The organism is Reyranella sp. (genome assembly GCF_965249915.1).
Taxonomy (GTDB): domain Bacteria; phylum Pseudomonadota; class Alphaproteobacteria; order Reyranellales; family Reyranellaceae; genus Reyranella.
The window spans coordinates 2,808,596-2,829,116 of record NZ_OZ252257.1 but is presented as its reverse complement, the minus strand read 5'-3'; the positions used below and the strand labels follow the sequence as shown (position 1 = coordinate 2,829,116).

Sequence of the window (20,521 nt, the reverse complement as noted above, 5' to 3'; positions counted from 1 at the left end):
GAAGCGGAAGATGAGGGGGAAGAGCTTGGGCCTCAGCGCTTTTTCTGCGCGTCGAGCCAGGCGCGGACCTCGCCGAGATCGGCGACGCCCGTGAGAACGGTTTCCTTGCCGTCGCGATCGATCAGCATCGTGCGCGGCAGCTCGCCGGGCCAGGCGGGATCGATTTCATAACGCAGCCGCTCGTTGAAGCGGTCTGCGAAGGCCCAGTTCTCGGCCTTTGCGAGATCGGCCCGCGCGAGCATGTCGGAGATCCGCGCCGGATCCTGCGGCACCGGATCAGCCGCCACCATCACGAGGCGCATGTCGGGGCGCTCGGCCTGCAGCTTGCCCCATTCCGGCATCTCGACGAGGCAGGGAGCACAGGTGAGACCCCAGAAATGCACGACGGTCGGTTGGCCGTCATGGGCGGCTCGCAGCTTGGACCAGCTTCCGCGGCCGAAGGACTGCAGGTCGGCCGCCTGTGCGCCGGCCGAAGCGACCGCGAGCAGGAGGGCGAGGAGGAAGGGACGAAACGTCATGGCTGGTCCTCGAGGGGGATCAGGCGATAGCCGTCGGCCTTGGTGAGCCACGACAGATAGGCGCGGCCGGCGTTGGCGACGAGCAGGGGATGGTCGGAAGCGTCCTCGGTGTCGGCGACGGTGCGCGGATCGCTCCAGGTGCGGCCGCTATCGTGGCTCACCTGCCAGCGCACGGTCGACTTGGTGCCGTCGAACTCCTTCCACACGAGATGGAGCGCGGTGCCGTTGGCCAGCAGATAGGGCCGCGCTGGCTGCCGCTTGGGCGTGGACAGCGCGCGCGGCGCACCGAACGGCGTGTCGTCCTTGTCGGCGCGGGCATAGAACAGGCCCTTGCGCGCCGAGCCGTCGGTGAACCAGGCGACGTGATAGGAGCCGTCCGGCAGGATGGCGATGCTGGGCCCGTGATGCGGGCAGGCCTCGATCTTCCACTCGTCGGCACTGACGCGGCGCACCGGGCCCGGTGTCTTCTCGTCCTTGAAGGTGACGACGCCATGGTCGCGGATCGAGCCGGGGAAGATGTTGCGGAACACGACGGCGGGCTTGCCGGGACCGGCGAAGGCGACCCCGAGACGGCAGCATTCGCAGGTATTGTCGAGGGCGATGGAGGTCGGGCCGAAACCCGCCTCGCCATCCTCCCAGGCATAGGCCAGCGCGGCGCCGGGATAGGGCTTCCCGGCGGCGCGCGCCTTGGCGACGTTGCGCTTGTCGAGCCAGGCCGCGAAGACGCGGCCGGTCGCGGGATCGACGGCCGCCGTCTCGAAGCGCTGGCTGGTCGTGTCGGCGGTGATCGGCTGCGGCGTGCTGAAACTCGCGCCGTTGTCGTTCGAGCGCGAGTAGTAGGCGCGGCCGTTGAAGTTGCGGTCCTGGAAGATCGCGAAGGTCACGACCAGTCGTCCCTTCGGATCCACGACGATGCGGGCCCGTGCGTCGGGCCCCCAGTCGAGGTTCATCGGCTCCGGCGTGACCGCGACCGGTTCCGAGAAGGTCTTGCCGAGGTCGGTCGAGCGCACGACGACGATCTTGTCGGCCATGGCGCGGACCAGCCAGAGCGTGCCGTCGGGACCGAAGGCCGGTGTGGCGGTGAAGGCCTCCGGTGCGGCGGCGCCCGGCTTGCCGTGCTGGTGCTGGGCCGCGGCGGTGCCGGCGAACAGCAGCAAGGCTGTGAAGGCGAGAAGAGCGCGCATCAGAATTTCACCCTCAGGCCGGCGGTGGCAGTCAGCGGCATGCCGAGCTGCGGGATGGCGGAGGCGCTGACGGTCGAGCCCTCGAACGAGGTCCGCGTATAGCCCTGCGCCAGATACTGGACGTTGGTCAGGTTCTGGATACTGCCATAGATGTCGACGTCCTTCACGGGGGTCCAGCGCAGGCCGAGGTCGATCAGGGTGGCGCCGTCGTTCAACTGCGTATGGTTCGTGTCGTTCCAGTATTGCGGGAACGATTTCAGCGCGGCCGTCAGGACGAGCGTCTCGATCGGCCGCCATTCGACGCCGGCCGTGAACATGTAGCCCGGCACCTGGCCGAGCTGCACGCCCGTGCGCACCAGCGTCGGATTCACCGAGCTGGTGAGATAGGCATTCGTACTGGTGAAGCCGCCGGTCAGCCTCAGTTGCTCGAACGGCTGCCAGGTCGCGATCAGCTCGAGACCCTGGAAGGTCGCGTTGCCCACGTTCTGATATTGGCGGACCGTGGTGAAGTTGGCGCCCAGGCCGGCCGCGCCGACATAGGGCGCGGCGCAGGCCGGGCTGGTGTTGCAGACCGTGATGTAGTCGATGAAGTTGTCCAGGTTGTTGTTGAAATAGGTGCCCGACAGGGTGAAGCCCTTCCACTCGAAGTCGAAGCCGACCTCCTGGCCGAAGTTGGTCATCGGCTGGAGGTTGGGGTTGATCGTCGAGTAGCTCGTGCCGCTCGCGAACACCCGGTACATCTGGTTCATGCCGGGCGCCGAGAAATTGCGATAGATCGCGGCGCGCAGGGTCAGCTCGTCGCTGGCATAGAACTTCATGCCGATGCGCGGATCGAAGCTCGCCGCGCTCGCGTTCGGCACCACGTTCAGGTTGCTCGAGTTCGTCGTGAGCACGCTGGCGTTCATGGCCTGCCAGAAGTCGCCGCGCACGCCGACCGTTATATCGATCGGGATGCCGGTGAAGCGGTAGGTTCCCTGTCCGAAGATGCCCTGGAAACGGTGCTCGCCGTTCACGACGAAGGTCGTGGGATTGGCCGAGACGCTGGCATAGAGGTTGTTGTAGTCGGTCACCATCGTGCGACGGGCGTCGACGCCGATCTTGACGTCGCGCAGAGGTCCGAAATTGGCTTCGTAGAAGACCGAACCGCCGACGTCGGAATTGGGCGCGGCTTCGATCTGGCTGACATACTGGTTGGTCGCGTTGATGTTGTTCAGCGTGTAGGAGCCGCTGGCGACGTTGATGGTGCCGAACGAGCCGCCGCTCGCCCAGCCGCTGAAGTTGAGCGACTGGTTCTCGTCGAACTTGTAGCTGCCGCCGGCCAGCACGCGATAGGTCGACCAGTTGTTGTGGGCATAGGTCCAGACCAGGCCGTCCTCGTAGGTCTGGTTCCAGTAGCCCTTGGCGAAGAGCTTCAGGTTCGAGTTGGGGGTCAGGAACACGCTGGCGGCGACGTTGTCGGCCTTGGACGCCGTCGGGACGAGATTGGCGTTCTGGTACTGGGCGGGCGTGAGGTTGTAGCCCGAGCTCTGGGCATGATTGTAGCTCGCCCCGACCCTGACCTTGTCGTTGATGACGTAGCTTCCGGCCGCTTCCGCCGTGGAGGTGTTGTAGCTGCCGTAGCTGGTATCGGCCGAGGCCGAGTTGGTCGTCGGCTCGCGCGTGATGATGTTGATCACGCCGCCCATCGCCATGTTGCCCCACAGGCTGGTGGCGCCGCCGCCGCGGATGACCTCGATGCGCTCCACGGAGTTCTTGGGGATGGTGCTCCAGTTCATGGTCCGGAAGTAGGGATCGTTGACCGGCACGCCATCGACCATGATCAGGGTGTTGATCGTCGTGCTGGTGCCGAAGCCGCGGATGTTCACCGGCTGGGCCGTCGGATGGAGCTGGCCGGTCGGGATGTTCGGCAGCCAGACGCCGGGGATGCGGTTCACGAGCTGGTCGACGCCGGTCTCGGGCATCGCCTGGATCTGCTCGCGGCTCATCACGGTCGTGCTGACGTCGAGCTTCTGCAGATCGGAGCCGCGGCCGGCACTCACCGTGATCGGCGGCAGCGACATTGGCTGCTGGCCGGTAGCGGATGGATCGGTGGCGGGCGGCCCCCCCTGCGCCCGGGCAACAATCGGGACCAGCCCGAGGGCTGCGACAGCAGTGGCCGTGACCACGCGAATGGACAACATGAAAATCTCCCCACGAATGACAAGAGAACGCGACGCACGGCGAGGCGCGTCGCGGGTTCAGGCGTCAGACGTGGGAGGGCGGACCGCGTGGTCGGTGAGGCCCGTCGCGGATGCCGACGGGGGCCAGGGCTTCATCGTTTGCCGCAAAGACGACGGTCTCCACGACGGGTTCGACGAGCAAAAAGGCGGTGACGGAGGGCTCGGCGAGCACCGGCGCCTGCGCGAGGCCCAGGCAACATTCGTGAACCTTGCCGGCCTGTTGGCCGGCGGACTGCGAACCGTCTTCGTCGGCGCCGGGCAGACAGAAGACGCCCCAGGTCCGGGCGGCCGCCTCGGGGCCGCCGTCCCGCATCAGGACGGCGTGGGCCAGAGGCTGGAAGAAGTTGAGCGTGATCGCAAACAACGCCACGGCGAATGCCGCCGCGCGCCAGCCTTGGTCAGGGCGTTTGCGAACCATGGCCGAATTACGCACGAAACGAGGCGAGGTGGAAGAGGTCAGCTTGTCGCCTTATGATGCACGAAAGCAGTCTCGGGGGAGAAACCACATGGGCCGGAACGACACGCCGCGGGTGATCGCGGCTTTCCTGGACAGCGGGATCGGCTGGTTCCTGGCCAGGCTGGTGCTGACCTTCGTCTTCTGGAGCGCGGGGCTCGGCCACCTTGCAGAGTTCGACGTCAGCGCGGCCGAACTGGCCTCCCTCGGACTCCGGCCCGAGGGCTTGCTCAATATCGTGCTGATAGCGACGCTGCTGATCGGCTCTCTGCTGATCCTGCTGGACCGCTGGCTGTGGCTGGGCTGCGGCATCCTGAGCGGCTTTCTGGTCGTGGCCATCGTGCTCGCCCATCCATTCTGGACGATGCAGGAGCCGGCGCGCACGGCCCACTTCCGCGTTGCCATGGAGCATGTCTCCCTGATCGGCGGCTTCATGATGTGCGCCGTCGCCGGCCGCCTGCGAGAGCTGCGGCGGTAGGCTCAATCGAGCAGCGCCGCCAGCCGTTCGTCGCGGGTCTTGCGGGCGTAGGTGTGGAGAAGCCACATCGCGCCACCCTGAAAGCCGTGGAAGGTGAGGCGTCCGTCGCGCAGCTCCTCGAGGAAGCGGGCAAGCGGCACCTCGTGGTTCACGATGTCCTCGCTGTCGTCGGCCGCCGGCTCGGCCACCTTGCGGGCGTCGAGGGCCAGGAAACAGTGCACGAGATTTCTGAGCCGCCCCGCATTGGCGAAGAAGACGCCGAGCGGGTGCCATTCCTCGCTCGCGTACCCGGTCTCTTCCAGCAGTTCGCGCTTCATCTGGTCGAGCGGCTCACCCGGCCCGTCATGGATGCCGCTCGGCAGTTCGATCAAGGCCTGCCTCGCGCCGTGCCGATACTCTTCGACGAGGACGATCCTGCCGTCGTGTGTGATCGCGACGGCGGTGACCCAGTCGGGCTGCTCGATGACGTGGAAGGGCGTGAGCACGCGGCCATTGGGCAGTTCGACCGTGTCGGAACGCAGCGCCAGCCAGCGGTCGCGATAATTGTACTTGGACTCGAGCACCTTCCACGGCGCGATCTTGGTTTTCATCGGAAACGCGCACCCTTCACGCGAGTTTGAGGCCGACGATGCCGGCCACGATGAGCGCGATCGAGACGATGCGGATCGTCGAGGCGGCATCGCCGAAGGCCAGGATGCCGACGACGAACGCGCCGACCGCGCCGATGCCCGTCCAGATTGCGTAGGCGGTGCCCATCGGGATGGTGCGTTGTGCCCACATAAGCAGCGCGCCGCTCACCACGATGGCAACGGCGGCGAAAAGCAGCCACCCCGGCCGGACGCCCTGGTCCGTCCAGCCGAGTTTCAGCCCCACGGGCCAGCCGATTTCGCAGAGTCCCGCCAGGAAAAGAGAAATCCAAGCCATTCAGTGTCTCCCCACAGCAAGTGCTGTCATTGACGGCAACGTTACAGCCTGTAACGATCAAGGATTGCACGCATCTTGCAGAATAGCGAGGGCGGCACCGGGAAGGGCATAGATCTTGGGAGTGTGGAAATGAAGGAACGTGAACTGCGTGGCCTCATCGGCAAGGTGAAGGCCGGCAAGCTCTCGCGACGTGGTTTCGTGCAGGCGATGATGGCCGTGGGCATCGGTGCGCCGGCGGCCGGCCAGATTCTGCTGTCGTCGGGCGTGGCGATGGCGCAGCCCGCGTCGACCTACAAGCCGACCAAGCGCGGCGGCGGCGGCCCCCTCAAGCTCCTGTGGTGGCAGGGTCCGACCCTGCTCAACCCGCATTTCGCGGTCGGCACCAAGGACCAGGACGGTTCGCGCCTTTTCTATGAGCCGCTGGCGGCGTGGGACGGCGAGGGCAACCTCAAGCCCAAGCTCGCGGCCGAGATCCCGACCAAGGAGAATGGCGGCCTTTCCGCCGACGGCACCTCCGTGACGTGGAAGTTGAAGCAGGGCGTCACCTGGCATGACGGCAAGCCGTTCACGGCCGACGACGTCGTGTTCAACTGGGAATATGCCAAGGACCCGGCGACGGCCGCCTACACGATTGCGTCCTACCAGGATGTCATGGTCGAGAAGGTCGACCAGTACACCGTCAAGGTGACCTTCAAGAAGCCGACGCCGTTCTGGGCCGATGCCTTCGTCGGCACACGCGGCATGCTGATTCCCAAGCACCTGTTCGCCGACTTCATCGGCGCCAAGTCGCGTGACGCTCCCACGAACCTGAAGCCGGTCGGCACCGGCCCCTACATGTTCAAGGACTTCAAGCCGGGCGATCTGGTGACGGGCGTCGCCAACCCGAACTACCATCAGGCCAACAAGCCGTATTTCGACTCGGTCGAGATGAAGGGCGGCGGCGACGCCGTGTCGGCGGCGCGCGCGGTGCTGCAGACCGGCGAATTCGACTTTGCCTGGAATCTGCAGGTCGAGGACGAAATCCTCACGCGTCTGGAAAAGGGCGGCAAGGGCAGGGTCTCGATCACGCCGGGTGGCAACATCGAGTTCTTCCTCATGAACACGACCGATCCGTGGACGGAAGTCGACGGCGAGCGGGCGAGCCTGAAGACCAAGCATCCGACCTTGAGCGATCCCGAGGTGCGCAAGGCGATCGCGCTGCTGGTCGACAACAAGTCGATCCAGGATCACATCTACGGCCGTACCGGTCCGGCGACGCGCAACTACCTCTATGGTCCGCCGCGCTTCGATTCCAAGAACAACCCGATCGAGTTCAATATCGACAAGGCGAACGAGGTCCTCGAGAAAGCCGGCTGGAAGAAGGGCGCGGACGGCATCCGCGCCAAGGACGGCAAGAAACTCAAGTTCGTCTACCAGACCTCGATCAACCAGCCGCGCCAGAAGACGCAGGCGATCATCAAGCAGGCGGCCCAGAAGGCCGGCATCGACATCGAGCTGAAGTCGGTGACGGCGTCGGTGTTCTTCTCGTCCGACGTGGCCAACCCGGACACCTACACGAAGTTCTACGCCGACCTCGAGATGTACACGACGACCGTGGGCCAGCCCGATCCGGGCACGCACATGCTCCAGCTCGTTTCCTGGGAAGCCGCCACCAAGGAAAACAAGTGGCAGGGTCGCAACATCACGCGCTGGCAGAGCCCCGAGGCCGACAAGCTCTACCGCGAGACCGAAGTGGAGCTCGATCCGGTCAAGCGCGCCGCGGCGTTCATCAAGATGAACGACCTCGCCGTCCAGAACCACATCCTGATGGGCATCGTGCAACGCCCGACGGTGTCGGCGCAGGCTTCGAAGCTCAACTGCCAGATCAGCGGCTGGGACAACAATACCTCCGATCTCAGCGACTGGTTCAAGGACGCCTAGGTCCGAAAACGCCCTCCCCGTGACTCGCGGGGAGGGCTTTCTTATTTGCAGGTCCATCGCGTGAGCAGGCAGTACGTAATCCGGAAGCTCCTGATCATGATCCCGAGTCTGCTCGGGATCAGCATCGTGCTCTTCAGCCTCCTGGCCCTGGCGCCGGGAGATCCCTTCGATGAACTCGCAACCAATCCGGCCGTACCGCCGGAGGTTCGCGCCGCGCTGCGCGCCAAGTTCGGCCTCGATGACCCGGTGTGGATGCGTTACTGGCACTGGCTCACCGCCCTGATGCAGGGCGACTGGGGCTTCTCCTTCGTCAGCCGCATGGACGTGAGCACGCTGATCATGCAGCGCCTGCCCGTGACGCTGGTGGTCATCGGCGCCTCGCAGATCCTGGCCATCGCCGTCGCCATCCCGGTCGGCGTGCTGGCCGCGACCCGGCCCTATTCGCTGTTCGACCAGATCGCCAACACCTTCGCCTTCATCGGCTTCTCGCTGCCGACCTTCTTCACCGGCCTGGTGCTGATCCTGGTGTTCTCGATCCAGCTCGACTGGCTGCCCTTCGTCTACCGCGCTGATATCAGCGCGACGGGCTGGGAATTCTACTGGGAGCACATCAAGCAGTCGATCATGCCGGTGACGGTGCTGGGCCTCTTCCAGGGCGCGGCACTGGTGCGCTTCGTGCGGTCCTCGGTGCTCGACGTGATCCGTCTCGACTATGTCACCACGGCGCGGTCCAAGGGCATCGGCGAACGCAAGGTCATCACCCGGCACGTGGTGCGCAACGCCCTGATCCCGGTGGTGACGCTGGTCGCGCTGCAGATGCCCATCGTGTTCAGCGGCGCGGTCGTCACCGAGCAGATCTTCCGCGTCCCCGGCATCGGCTCGCTGCTGATCACCTCGATGCTCTCCAACGACACGCCGGTCGTCATGGGAGTCACCTTCGTCTCGGCCTGCCTGGTCGTCATCTTCAACCTCATTGCAGATATCCTTTATGGCTGGCTCGACCCCCGCATCGCTTACCGCTGACGCGCCCGCAACGGCGGGGACCGCTGCCGCGGCCAAGCGGCAGAACTTCTCGCCCTGGCAGGAGGCCTGGCGGCGTTTCCGGCGCCACAGGATGGCGCTGTTCTCGGCCATCGCGCTCGCGGTGATCCTGTTCGCCGTGCTGCTCGGGCCGTTCATCTGGCGCGTGCCGATCAACGAGATCGACTTTGCCGCCAAGCTGCAGGGACCTTCCTGGAACCATCCGCTGGGCACCGACGATCTGGGACAGGACCTGCTGGCCCGCCTGATCTACGGCGGCCGCATCTCCATCGCGGTCGGCGTCGCGGCGATGGTCGTGGCCATCTTCTTCGGGTTGCTGGTCGGTTCCGTCGCCGGCATGGCGAGCGGACGGGTCGATGCGGCGCTGATGTGGGTCACCGACCTGTTCCTGTCGCTGCCGCAGCTGCCGCTGCTCCTGCTGGTGATCTACCTGTTCCGCGAACCGGTGAAAGGCGTGCTGGGAGTCGAGGGCGGGGCCTTCGTGCTGATCGTGGCCGTCATCGGAGGCACGCGCTGGATGTCGGCGGCGCGGCTGGTGCGCGCGCAGTTCCTCTCCTTGCGCGAAAAGGAATTCGTCGAGGCCGCCCGGGCGCTCGGCGCCTCGCGGCTGCGCCAGGTGACGCAGCACATCCTGCCCAATGCGCTGGGCCCGGTGATCGTGGTCGCGACCATCGACATTGCCGCCGCCATCATCGCCGAATCGACGCTGTCGTTCCTCGGCCTCGGCTTCCCGTCCGACGTCCCGACCTGGGGCAGCGTGCTGCGCGACGCCAAGGACTATCTCGATATCGCGCCGCACTGGGCGCTGTTCCCCGGCTCGCTGATCTTCATCACCGTGCTGGCCATCAACTTCATCGGCGACGGGCTGCGCGACGCGCTCGATCCGCGACGTGTTCTCTAAGGCTGGTGTAGCGTGGCCGAACCCCTGCTCGACATTCGCGGACTGAAGACCTGGTTCAAGACCGAGGACGGCATGGTGCGTGCCGTCGACGGCGTCGACCTGCACATCGACAGTGGCGAAACGCTGGGCGTCGTGGGCGAATCGGGCTGCGGCAAGACCGTCACCGCGCGCTCGGTGCTGAAGCTGATCGACATGCCGCCGGGCCGCTTCGAGGCCGGCCAGATCCTGTGGAAGGGCAGGGATCTGATCCCGCTCGAAGCCTCGGAGATGAACTCGATCCGCGCCAAGGAGATCGCGATCATCTTCCAGGAGCCGATGACGTCGCTCAATCCGGTCTACACGGTGGGAGACCAGATCGCCGAGGTCATCGAGCTGCACCAGAAGCTGTCGCGCAAGCAGGCGCTGGTCGCCGCCGCCGAGATGCTGCGGCTGGTCAACATCCCCAATCCGCAGCGCCGCGTGCACGACTATCCGCACCAGTTCTCCGGCGGCATGCGCCAGCGCGTCATGATCGCCATGGCGCTCTCCTGCCAGCCCAAGCTGCTGATCGCCGACGAGCCGACCACGGCGCTCGACGTCACCATCCAGGCGCAGATCCTGGAGCTGATGCAGGAGATGAAGGATCGCTTCGGCATGGCGATCATGCTGATCACCCACGCGATGGGCGTGGTCGCCGAGACCTGCCAGAGGGTGACGGTCATGTATGCCGGCCTGGTGGTCGAGGAGGCGCCGGTCGAGGCGCTGTTCGGCAATCCGCGCCATCCCTATACGCAGGGCCTGATCCGCTCGATCCCGCGCGTCGACCGCTCGGCCGAGAAGAAGCAGCGGCTGGAAGCGATCGCCGGTACCGTGCCCAACATGCTCGAACCGCCGCCGGGCTGCCGCTTCGCCGCGCGCTGCAAGTTCGCGATGGATATCTGCAACCAGGGCATCCCTCCGCTCAAGGAAGTCGGGGCGGGCCATTTCGTGCGGTGCGTGCTGTGAGCAACTCCTCCATGACGGCTCCCGCCGCCGTGCCGGCGCCCGACGCCGCAGAACCGCTCCTGTCGGTGCGCGACCTGCGCAAGCATTTCGCCATTCGCGGCGGCATCCTCTCGCGCGTCATCGACAAGGTGCATGCCGTCGATGGCGTGAGCTTCGACATCGCGCCCGGCGAGACGCTGGGCCTGGTGGGCGAATCGGGCTGCGGCAAATCGACGACCGGCCGCTGCATCCTGCGCCTGATCGAGCCGAGTTCGGGCGAGGTCTGGTTCGAGGGCACCGACGTCACGAAGATGGGCCCGGATAAACTGCAGTCGCTGCGGCGCGACATGCAGATCATCTTCCAGGATCCCTACGCGTCGCTGAACCCGCGCCTCACGATCGGCGCGATCATCGGCGAGGCGCTGACCATCCACAAGCTCGCGCCATCCCGGCAGGCGCACGAGGACCGTGTCGTACAGCTCCTCGAGACGGTGGGGCTGCGGCCCGACCACATGCGGCGCTTCCCGCACGAATTCTCGGGCGGCCAGCGCCAGCGCATCGGCATCGCCCGCGCGCTCGCCGTCGAGCCCAAGCTGCTGATCTGCGACGAGCCGGTCTCCGCGCTCGACGTGTCGATCCAGGCGCAGGTCATCAATCTGCTGGAGGACCTTCAGGAGCAGTTCGGCCTCACCTACCTGTTCATCGCCCACGATCTCAGCGTGGTGGAGCATATCTCGACGCGCATCGCGGTGATGTATCTCGGCCGGGTGGTCGAGATCGCGCCGGCGGCCGAGCTCTACGACACGCCGATCCATCCCTATTCGGAAGCGCTGCTATCAGCCGTGCCGATCCCCGATCCGACGGTGAAGCGAAAGCGCATCATGCTGCAGGGCGACGTGCCGAACCCGATCCGCCCGCCCTCGGGCTGCCACTTCCACACCCGCTGCCCGATCGCGCGCCCCGACTGCAGCCAGCGCGCACCGGTGCTCGAAGAGAAGCGCCCGGGTCACTGGGCGGCCTGTCACTACCGGGACTAGCGCCGGGGGCGCGCCACTCCGGTGGCGCGCCATGCTTGAGGAAGATCGCGCCACTGGAGTGATGCGCCCCCGGCAATCATCTTTGCCGACTGTGGGCGCAGGTCTCTGGACCCTCCAGGGGACGACGGCTAGAAGTTCGCCCCCAACAGGCGAGGCTCCCATGTCAGAGGACAGCAAGAAGGCCGCGAGTGCGATCCTCACCGAGAATGAGGAAGCGCTGTTTCAGATCATGAAGATCGTCATTGCGACCGTCGCGGCGGGCGACCCGGTCAAGAGCAAGCAGCTGGACGAGCAACTCACCTATCTGAAGAACGCCTTCTACTCGAACGGGAAGAAGAAGGCGGCGATCATGGCCGAATCGATCCGGATCGCAGCGTTCGCCTCAAGTCGCGATGCCGCTCGCTTGGCAAGCTTGCGGGGAACCCCGAAGGCAAACGCTTAGTACGCATCTCTGGTGCCCCCGGCCGGACTCGAACCGGCACGACCCTTACGGATCAAGCGATTTTAAGTCGCTGGCGTCTACCAATTCCGCCACGGGGGCACACGGGGGCGACCATAGTCAGGGTCGATTCCCGTGTCATCCCGTTCAGGAGTCGTCGGGTACGGTGAAGCGCGCGGGCGACAGCGAGGCTTCCGTGACGCCGAGGTCGGCGACTTCGGCGGGCAGGGGCTTGCCCAGTGCCAAAGCGGCGGCGAGCTGGCCGGCGGCGTAGCCGGTCTGGATGCCGTAGCCGCCCTGGCCCGCCAGCCAGAAGAAGCCCTCGATCTTCGGGTCGTAGCCTGCGACCAGGTTCTTGTCGTGCACGAAGGAGCGCAGGCCGGCCCACTTGTTCTTGATGCGGCGGATCTGCAGCGTGCTCGCCGTCTCGATGCGGTCGACGGCCGTGGCGACGTCGATCTCCTCGGGCTGGGCGTCGCACGGCGGCGACGGCGTCTCGTCGGCCAGCGAGCCCAGGAACTGCCCGACCTCGGGCTTGAAGTAGAAGCTCTCGTCGAAGTCGATCAGCATCGGCAGCGGCCCAAGGTCGAGGCCCTGCGGCGGGTCGAAGGTGAAGGCGGTGCGCCGCTTCGGCACCAGCCCGATCGGCACGCAGCCGGCGAGGCCGCCCAGCACGTCGGCCCAGGCGCCGGCCGCATCGATGATATTGGCCGCGCGAATTGTCTCGCCGTCGCGCAGCACCAGGGTCCACAGCCCATCCTGGCGGCTGAGGCCCGTGACCTCGGCATTGAGCTGCAGCACGGCGCCTGCGGCGCGCGCGCCCTTGAGGAAGCCGCCATGGATCGAGGCAACGTCCATGTCGTCGGCCTCGGGCTCGAAAACCGCGCCGCCGCCGGCCGCTTCGGGCCGGAGGAGGGGGTGGCGGCGCAACACCTCTTCCGGCTCCAGCCAGCGCACCGAGGGCACGAGCTGCGCATAGTCGGCAGCGGCGGCCTTTACCTCGGCTTCCTGTCCGGCATGGCCCGCGACCAGGGCGCCGCGGGGCGTCAGCAGCGCATGATCGGAGAAGCCCGGCGGCGGATTGCGGTAGAAGCGGCCCGACGCCACGGTGATGGCGCGGATCTGGGCACTGCCGTAGGTCTCGGAGTGCAGCGCTGCCGAGCGGCCCGTCGTGTGATAGGCGGGCACGTTCTCCCGCTCGAGGATGATCACTTTCGCATGGGGCGCGAGGTGATAGGCGACGGAGACGCCGGCAATGCCGGCGCCGACAATGGCGAAATCGAAATCCTGCATGGGCGGCACATTGCAAGGTCGATGCCACGCCTGCAATAGTTGGCGCGAGGAAACGACGCCCATGAACATCGCCCATCTGCTGCTGGGCTCCGCGCAGGAGTTCCGCGACCAGCCTGCGCTGGCCCGCGGGACGTCGCCGCACCTGAATTATCGTGAGCTGTGGCGCAAGGTCTCGGTGATGAGCACGCATCTCACCGGGCGCTTTGGCCTCGTGCGCGGCGACCGGGTGGCCTTCGCCATGGCCAACTGCGTCGAATCGATCGAGGTCATGTACGCGATCTGGCACGCCGGCCTCTGCGCGGTGCCGATGAACGCCAAGCTGCATGCCAGGGAATTCGCGTTCATCCTGGAGAATTCGGGCGCGAGGCTCTGTTTCGTGACGCCCGACCTCGCGGGCACGATCGCCGAGGCTGCGAAAGAGGCGCCGGCGCTGAAGGAGATCGTCGACGTCACGACACGCTCCTACAGCTTCATGGCGGTGGGCGATCCGAGCCCGATCGCCGATGCCCAGCCCACCGACCTGGCCTGGCTGTTCTATACGTCCGGCACCACCGGACGGCCCAAGGGCGCCATGCTGACGCACCGCAATCTGCTGGCAATGACGCTCAATTACTTCGCCGACGTCGACCGCCCGCCGCCGGGTGGCTCGATCGTGCATGCCGCGCCCATCAGCCATGGCTCGGGCCTGTGGAACTTCCCGATGCTGGCGCGCGGCTCGGTGCAGGTCTTCCCCGAGAGCGGCAAGTACGAGGTGCCCGAGACCGTCGAGCTGATGAACCGCTGGCCCGAATGCTCGATCTTCCTCGCGCCCACCATGGTGAAGCGGCTGATCGAGCATGGCAGCGTGTCGGAGCTGAAGCCGGATGCGCTGCGGCTGATCACCTATGGCGGCGCGCCGATGTATGTCTCCGATCTGAAGCGCGCGCTCGACGTGCTGGGCAACAAGCTGGCGCAGCTCTACGGCCAGGGCGAGAGCCCGATGACCATCACGCATCTCGGCCGCGAGTATCACTGGGACCGCCTCCATCCGCGCTGGGAGCAGCGCCTGGCCTCGGCCGGCCGCGCCGATAGCTGCATGGAGGTTCGGATCGTCGATGAGACCGGGCGCCCGCTTCCCGTGGGCGAGGTCGGCGAGATCATCTGCAAGGGCGATCCCGTGATGGCGGGCTACTGGAACAATCCGGAGGCCACGGCGCGCTCGCTGCGCGACGGCTGGCTGTGGACCGGCGATGTCGGCGCCTTCGACGAGGAGGGGCTGCTGACGCTCAAGGACCGCTCCAAGGACATGATCATCTCCGGCGGCTCCAACATCTACCCGCGCGAGATCGAGGATGTCCTGAACCTCCATGCCGGCGTCGCCGAATGCTCGGTGGTTGGCCGCCCGCACCCCGAATGGGGCGAGGAGGTCGTGGCCTTCGTCGTCGCCCGTGCTGGCGAGAGCCTCTCGGCCGCCGAGCTCGACCAGCTCTGCCTCGACAACATCGCGCGCTTCAAGCGCCCCAAGGACTACCGGTTCATCGAGGCGCTGCCGAAGAACAACTACGGCAAGATCCTGAAGACGGAGCTGCGGAAGCTGCTCTGAATCATCGGTTTCATGTTCCTCTCCCCCTTGGGGGAGAGGTTAGGTGAGGGGGAATGCAGGACGAAGCGACTGCGCGAGCCCGAGAGCTACGCCGCGATGGCAGCCGCGCGGAGCGAATCTGTTGGGAGCTTCTTCGAGGGCGTCGCCTGCATGGCTTCAAATTCAGGCGGCAGCATCCCATCGGTCTGTACTTTGCCGACTTCGCCTGCATATCGCTTAAGATCGTTATCGAAATCGATGGCGATCATCATGCTTTCCAAATTGACGCCGATAATCGACGTACGGCGGCGATGGAACGGGACGGATGGCGTGTACTGCGGTTCTGGGCAAATCAAGTCGTCGAGAATCGGGAAGGTATATGGGCGGAGATCGAACAAGCTCTTTTGGCAAGCGCCCCTCACCTAGCCTCTCCCCCAAGCGGGAGAGGAACATGAAATGATTACGGAATGAGGAATGTTGTCATGTTGGTCGAGGCGACGCATCTTTGGGCGGCAAAGACATTCAGGAGGACAATGACATGGGCAGTCTGATCGACTTCAACCGTCCCGACGGATCGACCTGCAAGGGCTACCTGGCCGAGGCTGGCAAGGGCCGGCCGGGGATCGTCGTGATCCAGGAATGGTGGGGTCTCAACGACCAGATCTGCGGCGTCGCCGATCGCTTCGCACGCCAGGGCTACAACGCGCTGGCGCCGGACCTCTACAAGGGCCGCGTGACCCAGAAGCCGGACGAGGCCAACCACATGATGAGCGGCCTCGACTTCGTCGGCGCCGCCGACCAGGACATTGCCGGTGCCGTGAAGCATCTCGCCGGTCTCGGTGGCAAGGTCGGCGTGATGGGCTTCTGCATGGGCGGCGCGCTCACCATTGCGGCCTGCGCCCGCGTGGGCGGCATTTCCTGCGGCGTGCCCTTCTACGGTATCCCGCCGGGCCAGCTCGCCGACCCGGCCAAGATCACGGTGCCGCTGCAGGGCCACTTCGCCAACAAGGACGACTGGTGCACGCCGGCGGCCGTCGATGCGCTTGAGAAGACGATGAAGGGCGCCGGCCACAGTCCCGAGATCTTCCGCTACGACGCCGCGCATGCCTTCTCCAACGAGCGCAGCGAGGCCTATGACGTGAAGTCGGCCAACGCGGCGTGGGAGAGGATGCTCGAATTCCTGAAGAAGAACCTCTGATCATGGGGCCACGCCACTGCGAGCGGAGGGGCCTCCGCTCTGAAGTGGCGCTCTTCTCATGAATCATGAGCGCAACGGGAGTCGCGCGTTCCCATGACGATCCGTGCGGGCTTCGGCATCGCCATCGTCGGACTGGGCGCGTCGCTCGCCCCGCTCGACATCGCCGTCAACGTGGCGCTGCCGGCGATCACTGCCCATTTCAAGGTGCCGTTGGGCGACGTGCAGTGGCTGGTGATCTGCTACGTGCTGGTCTACGGCTCGCTCATGCTTGTCTGCGGCAAGCTGGGCGATCTGTTCGGGCACCGGCTGATCTTCCGCATCGGCCTTGCGATCTCCGCCCTCGGCTGCGCGGCCTGTGCGGCGGCGCCGGACTGGCCTCTCTTCCTGTGGGCGCGCGGGGGGCAGGGGATCGGCACGGCGCTGGCCCTGGCCTGCACGCCCGCGCTCGCCACCTCGCTGTTTCCCGAGAGCGACCGCACCAAGGCGCTGGCAGGCTTCGCCAGCACCATGGCCATTGCGGCCGCCGTCGGCCCGTTCCTCGGCGGCATGCTGGTCGAACTCTGGGGCTGGCCCGCCGTCTATTGGGTGCGCGTGCCGCTCGCCCTCGTCACCCTCGCTCTGTCCGGGCTGCTGCCCTCGCCCAAGCCCGATTCGCGCCCTTTCGATGCGCCGGGGGCGGTGCTGCTGGCCGCCTGCATGAGCACGCTTCTCCTGGCGCTCACCTTCTCGCAGCGCAAGGAGATCCCGGGGCCATGGGCGCTGGCGATGGCCATCGTCGCGCTGGGGCTGATCGTGGCCTATGTCCGCCGCGCCAACCGGGTGCCGGAGCCGATCATCCGGCCGTCGCTCTTCGCCGATCCACGCTTCACGATCCCCAACGTGCTCAATGCGCTGGCCAACCTGGCGGGCTTCGCGATCCTGCTGCTGACACCCTACTACCTGGTGAATGTGCTGAAGCTGACGCCCCTGGGCGTGGGCATCGTGTTGGCCATGGCCTATGGCGGCAGCCTGACCGGCGCGCCGCTCTCGGCTTTCCTGGTCAGCCGCATCGGCCAGCGGCCGACGGTCTTTGCCGGCATTGCCTGCGTGGGCCTCGGGCTGCTGCCCCTGGGCTTCACCGGCATCGACACGCCGGTGCTCGCCGTGGCGGCGCTGCTGGTTCTCGAAGGCGTCGGGCAGGGCCTGCTGACGGTCGCCTATACCGACATCGTCACGGCCACCCTGCCGGCCCGCGACCGTGGCGTCGCGGGCAGCCTGTCGCTGCTGACCCGCACCATCGGCATCGTGGCCGGCGCCTCGGTGCTGACCGCGCTGCAGGCTCATGGCGCGCAGGGTTTCATGGGCGCAGCCGGCTTCCTCGCCGGCTACCGCTTCGCCTTCGTGGCGGCGGGCGGCGGCCTTCTGGCCGTGCTGCTGCTGTCGCTCCTCTGGCCGGGCGTCTGGTCCGCGCAGTCGCTCAAGGCGAAAAAGAGGTGATCGGTCGGCTTTCGGCCGGGCAATCTTCTCCCTGCCGAGGCCGACCAAACTTTCCTGACGCGCAAGCGCCAGTCAGATGCGATTCCCGTAGGGGCGCTGGAAGAAGACACGCGAGAGATCGTCTTCGATCATCAGCGAACGCAGGAACGTCACGCCATGACGGCCGTACGCGTAGGGAAGCATGAAAAGACGCTTGCCCTTGGCCGCTTGGCCGAGCACGCGGGCGAGATACTCATATCTGGCCCGTGCCAATTGCGGAGAACGATCGCCCTCTACGGCGATGTAGACGCGCTCCCATTCGCCGGGCCTCATCACGGAGCGCATGTCTCCGACGCCAGCGGCCAGTGCGGCAATCGTGGCCGCAATCTCCGCGTCGAAGTTGCGCGTCAGGGCTGGCCGCGTGCGCTGGACGAAGGCATCGACTTCGGCAGGGGAGGTCTGCGTGCCCGTCGCAATGCGGTCGAGCATGTCGAGCGACAACTGAAGGACGGTGCGCTGGTCAGGTAGTTGGGCGACCGGAATGACAGAAGTATCCAGCGCATCGAGGGCCGCTCGCACTCTGGAGGCGTAGCTCGCGGCGTTCTGCTTGTTGTCGCTCTGTGATGACGCGAGCTGGAATGCCACCAAGGGCACCTGCCTCAGCAGCGCATACTGTTCAAAGAGCTTCGCATCGAATCTGTGCTGCCAGAAGCCTGAGCCGCGTGACAAGCTGAGCGCCTGACCGTCGACCGTGGCCAGCGGAGCGACTGTGTCGCCTGGTCCGGATCTGACGCGATCAAAGGTGACGCCAAGCGATCCATCCAGTTCTTCGAACGTCTCAGGTCCGGTCGTCGCTGCTGCTATGCTGCCGGTTGGAGGCTGGGTGCTGCAGCTCGACAGCAGGCAACCCAGAGCGAGCAGGATTGCTACGCGGGGGCCACCGACGCTTGTCATGGTTCGTCGCCGACGTTCACTGTGCCGAAGAAGGCGCGGGACGCCGGGCTCTGTCTGAAAACAGACGCAGACCCGCCTCGCGAGACGAAGGAGACGCGGTCTTCACTTCCCGGACCAAGAAGCCGCTTGAAGTAGGCATATCTCTCCTGGGCAGCATAAAGAACGCCGTCGTGGCTGCCGATGACGATCCGCAGTTGATCCCATTCACCGGCCTTGAGAACGCCGCGCATCTCGGCCGTGGCAGCGTCGAGTGACGGCTTGAGTTCAATTGCCATGGCGTCGAAGTTGGCGCGGACGAGTGGCCCCATGCGCCGCGCGAATGCCTCGATCTCGTCGTGGGGCACGTCCACGCCGGTTTCGATCTTTGCAAACATCTCGTCGGAAGCCTGGAGTATCTGCCTTTGGCGGGGACGGTCACTGACCGGAATGAGCGACGCGTCGATCTTGCCAAGCACTTCGGCGATTCGGCGTCGGTAGGTCATGGCTTCGCTGCGCCGAAAATCGGGTGGGCAGAAGGTCAACAGATAGGCACCGAACGGAACGCCGCCGATGTTCTTGTACTGCACGGCCGCGAGCGTGACGTAGTTCCGAGTCCAGTCCGGCTCCCCTTTGCGCTTCAGCACGATTTTCGTGAGGTCGACGACGGCAACGGTGCCGACAGGGACCTGTTCGGGCCGCGTGAGCGGGTCAGGGAAGTGCTCGAGTTGCTGGAACACGTCCTTTGGCGGCAGAGGGGGCGACAGAGCAACCGAGGTCTGGGCGAACCCATCGGCAGCGGTGCCGGTCAGAAGAACGGCCGCTGCCGCCGACTTACCAAGTAGCGCCAATCTCGGCAGGAGGGATCGAAGCGTGCTCATGCCGTCGATTATGCACTGCGCTGACCGCCCCGCGCGAGGGCGAGTTGAAGGCCAGCGAGGAATTCAATCGCCTTCGACGTAGTTGCCGATGGCCCGTGGCTTCGTGCCATCACGATCCTCAGGGCAGCTTGATGTCGCCCTTCTTGATGATGGCGCCGAACAGGCCGCTCTCGACGCCGATGCGGGCCTTGAAGTCCTCCGGACCGAGATAGGTCACGCGCATGCCGCCATTGTGGACCTTGGCGACGATGTCGGGCGCGCGGAGAGCTTCGGCAATCGCCTGGTCGAGGCGCACGATCGCCTCGGGCGAGGTGCCGGCAGGGGCGAGGATGCCGAACCAGGAATCGCCGCCTTCCTTGCCGTACCCCGTCTCCTGCAGGGTCGGGACATCGGGGAAATCCGGGTGGCGCACTTCGGCCAGCATCGCCAGCGCCCGCAGCTTGCCCGCCTTGATGTGCGGCAGGGTGGTCTGGTCGAACTGCGCCTGGATCTCGCCGGCCAGCAGCGCATTGGTCGCGGGTGCGCTGCCGCGATAGGGAACGTGCGTCATCCGGATGCCGGCTTCGAGGCAGAGCATCTCGCCGAACAGGTGGGTGATCGTGGCCAGCCCGGCCGAGCCGTAGTTGAGCTTGCCCGGATTGGCCTTCGCATAGGCCACGAACTCCGCGACCGTGTTGGCCGGCACCGACGGATGGACGGCGAAGGCGCCCCATGAGGTCGACATGCGCGAGACCGGGACGATGTCGCGGTCGGGGTCGAAGGGGATCGCCTGCAGGTGCCGCGTGATGCAGACCATCGCCGTCGTCGTCGTGAGGAACGTGTGGTGGTCGACTGGCTGGTTCTTCACGAACTCCGCCCCGATCATGCCCGAGGCGCCGGCCTTGTTGTCGAACAGCACGCCCTGGCCCAGGAGCTGGGCGGCACGCTCCATGACGATGCGGCTCGAAACGTCCGACGGGCCGCCGGGCGGATAGGGAATAACGAGGCGGAGCGGCTTGGCAGGCCATGGCGCCTGAGCGATCGCGGGAGACGCGAGCGCGGTTGCAAAGGCCGAGGCGGTGAACGCACGACGACGCATGGACGCTCCTCCGATTCATTCTTGTTTGAAGAAGCTTCCCACGCGGG

At 66.1% G+C, this 20,521-nt stretch carries 21 protein-coding genes and 1 tRNA gene; 11 read left to right on the top strand and 11 right to left on the bottom strand.

Annotation, left to right across the window (positions count from 1 at the left end):
- Window positions 1–32: 32 nt before the first annotated feature.
- From ACP15H_RS13955 to ACP15H_RS13940, 4 genes are all read right to left on the bottom strand, one after another.
- Window positions 33–518: a TlpA family protein disulfide reductase gene (locus ACP15H_RS13955; RefSeq protein WP_425066782.1), complete on the bottom strand. Its 486-nt coding sequence runs from the start codon at window positions 516–518 to the stop codon at window positions 33–35.
- Window positions 515–1,708 (bottom strand): exo-alpha-sialidase, encoded by a 1,194-nt coding sequence (locus ACP15H_RS13950; RefSeq protein ID WP_425069902.1) that lies wholly within the window; start codon window positions 1,706–1,708, stop codon window positions 515–517. The genes ACP15H_RS13955 and ACP15H_RS13950 overlap by 4 nt, the downstream gene beginning before the upstream one ends.
- On the bottom strand, window positions 1,702–3,882 hold the full coding sequence (locus ACP15H_RS13945; protein WP_425066781.1) for a TonB-dependent receptor: 2,181 nt from the start codon (window positions 3,880–3,882) through the stop codon (window positions 1,702–1,704). The genes ACP15H_RS13950 and ACP15H_RS13945 overlap by 7 nt, the downstream gene beginning before the upstream one ends.
- Window positions 3,883–3,946: 64 nt before the next feature.
- Window positions 3,947–4,339 carry a DUF2946 family protein gene (locus ACP15H_RS13940; protein WP_425066780.1) on the bottom strand — a complete coding sequence of 131 codons (393 nt, stop codon included), beginning with the start codon at window positions 4,337–4,339 and terminating at the stop codon, window positions 3,947–3,949.
- A gap of 88 nt (window positions 4,340–4,427) precedes the next feature.
- Between ACP15H_RS13940 and ACP15H_RS13935 the strand changes: the two genes are divergently transcribed.
- Window positions 4,428–4,853: a DoxX family protein gene (locus ACP15H_RS13935; RefSeq protein WP_425066779.1), complete on the top strand. Its 426-nt coding sequence runs from the start codon at window positions 4,428–4,430 to the stop codon at window positions 4,851–4,853.
- Window positions 4,854–4,855: 2 nt separating this feature from the next.
- Here ACP15H_RS13935 and ACP15H_RS13930 read toward each other — a convergent pair whose 3' ends face one another.
- Window positions 4,856–5,443, bottom strand: a complete 588-nt coding sequence (locus ACP15H_RS13930; protein ID WP_425066778.1) for an NUDIX hydrolase — start codon at window positions 5,441–5,443, stop codon at window positions 4,856–4,858.
- A 16-nt stretch (window positions 5,444–5,459) separates the two neighbouring features.
- Complete coding sequence (locus ACP15H_RS13925; protein WP_425066777.1) at window positions 5,460–5,777, bottom strand: DMT family transporter; 318 nt, start codon at window positions 5,775–5,777, stop codon at window positions 5,460–5,462.
- Between the two features lie 129 nt (window positions 5,778–5,906).
- Between ACP15H_RS13925 and ACP15H_RS13920 the strand changes: the two genes are divergently transcribed.
- From ACP15H_RS13920 to ACP15H_RS13895, 6 genes are all read left to right on the top strand, one after another.
- Window positions 5,907–7,697 carry a peptide ABC transporter substrate-binding protein gene (locus ACP15H_RS13920; RefSeq protein WP_425066776.1) on the top strand — a complete coding sequence of 597 codons (1,791 nt, stop codon included), beginning with the start codon at window positions 5,907–5,909 and terminating at the stop codon, window positions 7,695–7,697.
- A gap of 60 nt (window positions 7,698–7,757) precedes the next feature.
- Window positions 7,758–8,720: an ABC transporter permease gene (locus ACP15H_RS13915; protein ID WP_425066775.1), complete on the top strand. Its 963-nt coding sequence runs from the start codon at window positions 7,758–7,760 to the stop codon at window positions 8,718–8,720.
- Complete coding sequence (locus ACP15H_RS13910) at window positions 8,686–9,639, top strand: ABC transporter permease (RefSeq protein ID WP_425066774.1); 954 nt, start codon at window positions 8,686–8,688, stop codon at window positions 9,637–9,639. The genes ACP15H_RS13915 and ACP15H_RS13910 overlap by 35 nt, the downstream gene beginning before the upstream one ends.
- A gap of 72 nt (window positions 9,640–9,711) precedes the next feature.
- Window positions 9,712–10,623, top strand: coding sequence for an ABC transporter ATP-binding protein (locus tag ACP15H_RS13905; RefSeq protein WP_425069901.1), 912 nt, complete (start codon window positions 9,712–9,714; stop codon window positions 10,621–10,623).
- Between the two features lie 11 nt (window positions 10,624–10,634).
- A complete protein-coding gene (locus tag ACP15H_RS13900) occupies window positions 10,635–11,639 on the top strand; it encodes an ABC transporter ATP-binding protein (protein WP_425066773.1) in 1,005 nt (334 codons plus the stop codon).
- Between the two features lie 229 nt (window positions 11,640–11,868).
- Window positions 11,869–12,081, top strand: a complete 213-nt coding sequence (locus ACP15H_RS13895; protein ID WP_425066772.1) for a hypothetical protein — start codon at window positions 11,869–11,871, stop codon at window positions 12,079–12,081.
- Between the two features lie 10 nt (window positions 12,082–12,091).
- Here the strand turns inward: ACP15H_RS13895 and ACP15H_RS13890 are convergent.
- A tRNA-Leu gene (locus ACP15H_RS13890) sits at window positions 12,092–12,180 on the bottom strand.
- Between the two features lie 45 nt (window positions 12,181–12,225).
- Window positions 12,226–13,371: an NAD(P)/FAD-dependent oxidoreductase gene (locus ACP15H_RS13885; RefSeq protein ID WP_425066771.1), complete on the bottom strand. Its 1,146-nt coding sequence runs from the start codon at window positions 13,369–13,371 to the stop codon at window positions 12,226–12,228.
- A 61-nt stretch (window positions 13,372–13,432) separates the two neighbouring features.
- Here ACP15H_RS13885 and ACP15H_RS13880 point away from each other — a divergent pair, with 61 nt between their 5' ends.
- The 4 genes from ACP15H_RS13880 (at window position 13,433) to ACP15H_RS13865 (ending at window position 17,606) form a co-directional block, all read left to right on the top strand.
- Window positions 13,433–14,953: an AMP-binding protein gene (locus ACP15H_RS13880; RefSeq protein WP_425066770.1), complete on the top strand. Its 1,521-nt coding sequence runs from the start codon at window positions 13,433–13,435 to the stop codon at window positions 14,951–14,953.
- Between the two features lie 53 nt (window positions 14,954–15,006).
- Complete coding sequence (locus tag ACP15H_RS13875; RefSeq protein WP_425066769.1) at window positions 15,007–15,387, top strand: endonuclease domain-containing protein; 381 nt, start codon at window positions 15,007–15,009, stop codon at window positions 15,385–15,387.
- A gap of 83 nt (window positions 15,388–15,470) precedes the next feature.
- On the top strand, window positions 15,471–16,130 hold the full coding sequence (locus ACP15H_RS13870; protein WP_425066768.1) for a dienelactone hydrolase family protein: 660 nt from the start codon (window positions 15,471–15,473) through the stop codon (window positions 16,128–16,130).
- 93 nt (window positions 16,131–16,223) lie between these two features.
- Window positions 16,224–17,606, top strand: coding sequence for an MFS transporter (locus ACP15H_RS13865; protein WP_425066767.1), 1,383 nt, complete (start codon window positions 16,224–16,226; stop codon window positions 17,604–17,606).
- Between the two features lie 72 nt (window positions 17,607–17,678).
- Here ACP15H_RS13865 and ACP15H_RS13860 read toward each other — a convergent pair whose 3' ends face one another.
- The 3 genes from ACP15H_RS13860 to ACP15H_RS13850 all read right to left on the bottom strand — a co-directional run bounded on the left by ACP15H_RS13860 (window position 17,679) and on the right by ACP15H_RS13850 (window position 20,474).
- Window positions 17,679–18,539 (bottom strand): hypothetical protein, encoded by an 861-nt coding sequence (locus ACP15H_RS13860; protein ID WP_425066766.1) that lies wholly within the window; start codon window positions 18,537–18,539, stop codon window positions 17,679–17,681.
- Entirely contained in the window at window positions 18,536–19,396 is an 861-nt protein-coding gene (locus ACP15H_RS13855; protein WP_425066765.1) for a hypothetical protein, read from the bottom strand. Before ACP15H_RS13855 ends, ACP15H_RS13860 begins: the two co-directional genes overlap by 4 nt.
- Before the next feature lie 118 nt (window positions 19,397–19,514).
- Window positions 19,515–20,474, bottom strand: coding sequence for a Bug family tripartite tricarboxylate transporter substrate binding protein (locus ACP15H_RS13850; RefSeq protein WP_425066764.1), 960 nt, complete (start codon window positions 20,472–20,474; stop codon window positions 19,515–19,517).
- Between the last annotated feature and the right edge of the window lie 47 nt (window positions 20,475–20,521).